The organism is Paenibacillus sp. Aloe-11, assembly GCF_000245715.1.
GTDB lineage: Bacteria > Bacillota > Bacilli > Paenibacillales > Paenibacillaceae > Paenibacillus > Paenibacillus kribbensis.
Genome location: NZ_JH601050.1, coordinates 152,802 through 157,306, shown reverse-complemented (window position 1 = coordinate 157,306; position 4,505 = coordinate 152,802). Strand labels below are relative to the sequence as shown.

General features: G+C 51.2%; 4 protein-coding genes, 1 pseudogene and 1 riboswitch. All 5 genes and pseudogenes read right to left on the bottom strand.

Annotation, left to right across the window (positions count from 1 at the left end; genetic code table 11):
* Positions 1-136: 136 nt before the first annotated feature.
* The gene (locus WG8_RS06815) at positions 137-970 is read right to left on the bottom strand and encodes an ABC transporter ATP-binding protein (RefSeq protein WP_007429400.1); all 834 of its coding nucleotides are present in this window, start codon (positions 968-970) and stop codon (positions 137-139) included.
* Positions 967-2,013 (bottom strand): FecCD family ABC transporter permease, encoded by a 1,047-nt coding sequence (locus WG8_RS06810; protein ID WP_007429399.1) that lies wholly within the window; start codon positions 2,011-2,013, stop codon positions 967-969. Before WG8_RS06810 ends, WG8_RS06815 begins: the two co-directional genes overlap by 4 nt.
* Positions 2,010-3,017 (bottom strand): ABC transporter substrate-binding protein, encoded by a 1,008-nt coding sequence (locus WG8_RS06805; RefSeq protein WP_007429398.1) that lies wholly within the window; start codon positions 3,015-3,017, stop codon positions 2,010-2,012. Before WG8_RS06805 ends, WG8_RS06810 begins: the two co-directional genes overlap by 4 nt.
* A gap of 203 nt (positions 3,018-3,220) precedes the next feature.
* Positions 3,221-3,431, bottom strand: a riboswitch (cobalamin riboswitch).
* 78 nt (positions 3,432-3,509) lie between these two features.
* On the bottom strand, positions 3,510-4,280 hold the full coding sequence (locus WG8_RS06800) for a histidine phosphatase family protein (protein ID WP_007429397.1): 771 nt from the start codon (positions 4,278-4,280) through the stop codon (positions 3,510-3,512).
* A gap of 14 nt (positions 4,281-4,294) precedes the next feature.
* Positions 4,295-4,505: pseudogene (locus WG8_RS28120) on the bottom strand (adenosylcobinamide-phosphate synthase CbiB); the annotation flags it as partial.

The following is a 4,505-nucleotide window of genomic DNA, read 5'->3' as shown; positions in this document are numbered from 1 at the left end:
TAATTGGTCCAGATGCTGTGATGCGGCCGAAGCCGCCACCTCGTCCGGCGGGGTTATGCTATTAATCAGCTGACGCAGCTTTTCGCTCATACCTTCCACTCCCTGCTTCTTTTATAAGTGTTATAAAATCTCCAACTCATCTACATGTATTACGAGCACTTCTGCGCAGCAAAAGCTGCGGTACACCGCTGTCAGGATGAGGAAGCATCACAGGCTCAACACCGTATACACGGCGAATTCGCTCCTCGGTTAACAACTCCGCTGAGGCTCCCACCCCTTCAATCATTCCATCCTTGAGCACAAGCAAATCGTCGCAAAATTGGGCCGTCAAATTAAGATCATGCAGGACCGCAATGATCGTCACACCCGTTTCCTGCCGCCATTCTGCCAGCAGCTCCATAAATTCAAGCTGATAGCGCAGGTCCAGATAGGTCGTGGGCTCGTCCAGCAGCAATATTTGTGGCTCCTGCACCATCACCTTTGCCAAGGCTACACGCTGCCGCTGCCCCCCGCTCAGGCGATCCAATGCTCTGTCCGCCAGTGAGGCAAGACCCAAACGCTCCAGCACGCGATCCGTGATAAAGTCAACATCCACTCCCTTTTCTCTGCCCAGCCAGTCCTGATGAGGAAACCGTCCCATTTCTACAACTTCCCTGACGGTGTATCCTACGGGAGGAAGCCCCTCCTGCTGGAGTACGGCTAAAAGTCGGGAAAGCTCTTTTCTGCTGTAGCTGCCGACCTTTTTACCATAGATATGAACACTGCCCGAGGTTGGCTGATCTACACCGGAAAGCAAATGCAGCAAGGTCGATTTTCCACTGCCGTTCGGACCAATAATCCCCCACCAAGACCCCTCATCTACGCTCCAGCTTATATTCTCTAACGCATGGAATTCTCCAAAAGCACGAGTCAGGCCAGCTACCTCTAATGCTCGAATATGCGTCTTCTGTGATTCACTTTGTTCTGTCACAGCAGTTCCCCCCTGCGCAGCTTTTTGTTCCGATACAGGAGGTACGCGAAGAACGGAGCACCAACGAAGGCCGTCATTACACCCAAAGGGATTTCCGTTGGAGCGAGCAGTGTGCGAGCCGCAGTGTCTGCCCAAGCCATAAAAATAGCTCCACCCAGCGCGGACAACGGAACAATTATCCGATAATCGGGACCTGTAACCAGACGGATGATATGCGGTACGACGAGTCCTACAAAACCAATGACTCCACATACCGAGACAGCAGCAGCGGTCAGCAGCGTGGATACGATCAGCACAGATAGCTTCGTGGCATCTACATGAACGCCCATATGAGCCGCCTGACGCTCACCCAAAGCCAGAATATTCAGCACCCGTGCCCGGTTCCACAGAAACACCAAGCCTATAACCACGTAAGGTAAAAGGATTCCCGTATACGACCAACCACGCAGACTAAGGCTTCCCATCGTCCAGTACAATATTTCATTGACCGTCTCCTTCGACATGGCTGTCAGGAAGGAAACAACCGCTCCCAGAAAAGATTGCATCACCACACCCGACAAAATGAGACTTTGTGTCGGAATCTTTCCACCTTCCCGTGCCAGCGTCAGCACCATCCACAGCGTCAGCATTCCGGTGAAAAACGCCACCAGCGGCAGCGTCCATATGCCAACAAAAGAAAACTGAAGCCCCCAATAAATCAGCACCGCCGCTCCTACCGAAGCACCCGAGGACACCCCAAGCGTGTACGGATCAGCCAACGGATTGCGCAGCACACCTTGAAATCCGGCTCCTGCCAGCGCAAGCGCAGCACCTACCAGCATTCCGAGTAACACCCGTGGCAGTCTGACCTTCAAAATAATCTGTTCTGAGGACGTATTCCAATCCGGTGTAAACGTCTCACCTAACCCCGGTAGATGATTGATCAGAATACCTGTGATTTGGCTGACCGGAAGCCTGGCTGAGCCAATGCCGAGACAGAGCAGCAGCGTCAACAGCAGCAAGACCAGACCTGTCCCTCCAAAGCCGATCAGTCTACGGTTCATTTGAAAATTTCAGGATACACGCCCTTGGCCACTTCCTTGAGACCTTCTGTCACGCGTGGACCCGGACGGCTGACCAAATTATCATCCACGGCAAAAACACGGTTATTGCGAACAGCCGAGATTTGATCCCATCCACTGCGGGCTTTGATGATCTCCCCGAGCGTTTGACCTGTTTTGTCATCCTTGACACTTTTGCTATACAAAATCACGTCTGGATTCGCAGCAATAATATTTTCCTCACTGATCTGGTACCAGCCCTTCTGCGTCGCACCTACATTTTCGCCGCCCGCCAGCGTAATTAGCTCGTCCATAAACTCGCCCTTGCCAACCGTCCAGCCAGGTGAAAACTCAACGTACACTCGCAGCTTCTGCCCTTTGCCGATATTTTTAACACCGTTCTTCACTTCCGCTACGTCTGCTCTCATCTTGTCGGTCACCGTTCTTGCTTCCTTCTGATGATCGGTGATTTTCCCATATAATTCGATGTTGGCTATGACATCTTCAACTGTTTTGGGTTCAGTTTTAAAAATCATAATTCCCATGTCACGCAGCTTGGTCGTAGCCTGCTCGCTAAGAGATATCCCTGCAAAAACAACATCTGGATTCGCAGCAATGATCGCTTCTTCATTCGGCTTCATAATACCGCCCATTTTGGGCTTCTTCCCAGCCGCTTCCGGATAATCGGAATAGTCGTCTACGCCGACAATTTCTTTATCCAGCCCGATGGCGAACAAAGCCTCGGTTTCTGCCGGGGAGACGGAAACGATTTTATCCGGCGCTTTTTTGAACGTGAACTCCTGTCCTGTTGCGTCCTTAATCGTTAACGGGTAAACCGTTTTGCCCGGAGGCTCCTGTACAGCTGCTGTCTGTCCTGCCTGCTGCGAAGAAGCCTGATTCCCTTGATTTTCGGCGTTTTTTCCATTCGCGCCACATGCACTCAGTACAACCACCAAGACTAAAGCCAATAAGCCTGCTGTCCAGACCTTTATTTTTTTCTCTGACATGATTTACACCCCTCCATAATAAATCGTAAGAGCGCTTGAACCTCATCCGATATCTTCTAAATCCAGCCTTCCTTCCCTTCAAAAAACCCCCGTATCCTTATATCAGGACACAGGGGTCACGTTAGCGCAGATCATTGCGCAGGCGGCAGCTTCCTCCGCATGGACAGTCACTGCGAACACGTCATCCTTTCCTCGAAGGATTATGGTGAGAGGCGGACGGGCAGGTATCCTGACTTATGGCAGATGCCGCAGCCTATGTTCCTTTATATGCCTGACGGCACATAAAGCAGGGCTTTAACAGGCATTTTCCATTTACAGTGGCGGGACCGCGCCGGATTCACACCGGCTTCCCTTTTAACAGCGCGTGAAGGAAAATTCGATTACACTGCGCTGACCTCGTCTGCTGGATATTTGATGTAGTGTTAGTCAAGCCGTTCTTTTACTTGATGATTATAGGTTAAAAAGAGACTGCTTACAACCCAAACAGCCTATTTACCAGCCCTTGTCTAACGAATGAGGAAGTATCTTCGCTATGAACTTGTGCGGCTCTGCCAACCTCAACTGGATGCTGAGTGCAGCTCCCGGTTCCGGATTTAGGCTCCAAAAATCATGCCTAGGTATCAGCATACAAGCCAACTGACGAATGACGCCACCATGCGTGACGACGAGAACAGAGGGAGGAGCATCAGCCAAACTTATTGGCTGAGCCTCCATAGCAAAACGCCACTCATACAGAGAGTCCAGAAAATCGCGCAAACGATGCTCAAAATGTACCCAAGACTCTCCTCCAGGAGGCGTGATGCGTTGCGGCTTATCAATCCAAGCTCGATACAATGCCACACTCTTAAGCATGTCATACGTTTTTCCGTCCCATTCGCCAAAATCAAGCTCTCGCAGGCGTGGTTCCATAATAGGAGGCATAGCCGATAGGGCACGTCCAGATTTCAATGCTGATTCCGGCAAAATGATCTGCAAAGTCTGGCGACACCGCCTCAAGTCACTGCAATAAATTCGAGCAAATGACCGACCTTGAAGCCTCTCACGCATTGGCTCCAATTCCTGCTCTGCTCCCGCCAGCAAACTGATATCAGAATGTCCCAGATATCGACGTTCTCTGTTCCACAGGGTTGTGCCGTGACGTACCAGCACAAGCTCCAGATCCCATTGCGAATCTTCATTAGCAGGATACGGCTCCATATCCTGCTGCGAGTTCAGACTTTGTTCGCATCCTGGTTCCCTTTTTCCTTCTATAGCTTGTTTCAAAATGGCGTCACTCCTCACTGCGTCCATTCCAAGGCAAAACAGCCTGCGGCTCCTAGCAGACACAATCCTGCAAACATACTGGACACAGTGAACATTAGCCGGATCGTGTGCCGGATATCCTCCGACTCCAGCGGTCGTAGCCCCTCGCCCATATATGCTCGAAAGGAGCGCACGCCGTGATAGACGTTATAGCCTCCGAGCCGAATCCCCAGTGCACCGGCAACG

Bases quoted from the DNA above. Each gene is read 5' to 3' on its own strand.
- WG8_RS06810 (WP_007429399.1), bottom strand. From the start codon at position 2,013: ATGAACCGTAGACTGATCGGCTTTGGAGGGACAGGTCTGGTCTTGCTG.
- WG8_RS06805 (WP_007429398.1), bottom strand. From the start codon at position 3,017: ATGTCAGAGAAAAAAATAAAGGTCTGGACAGCAGGCTTATTGGCTTTA.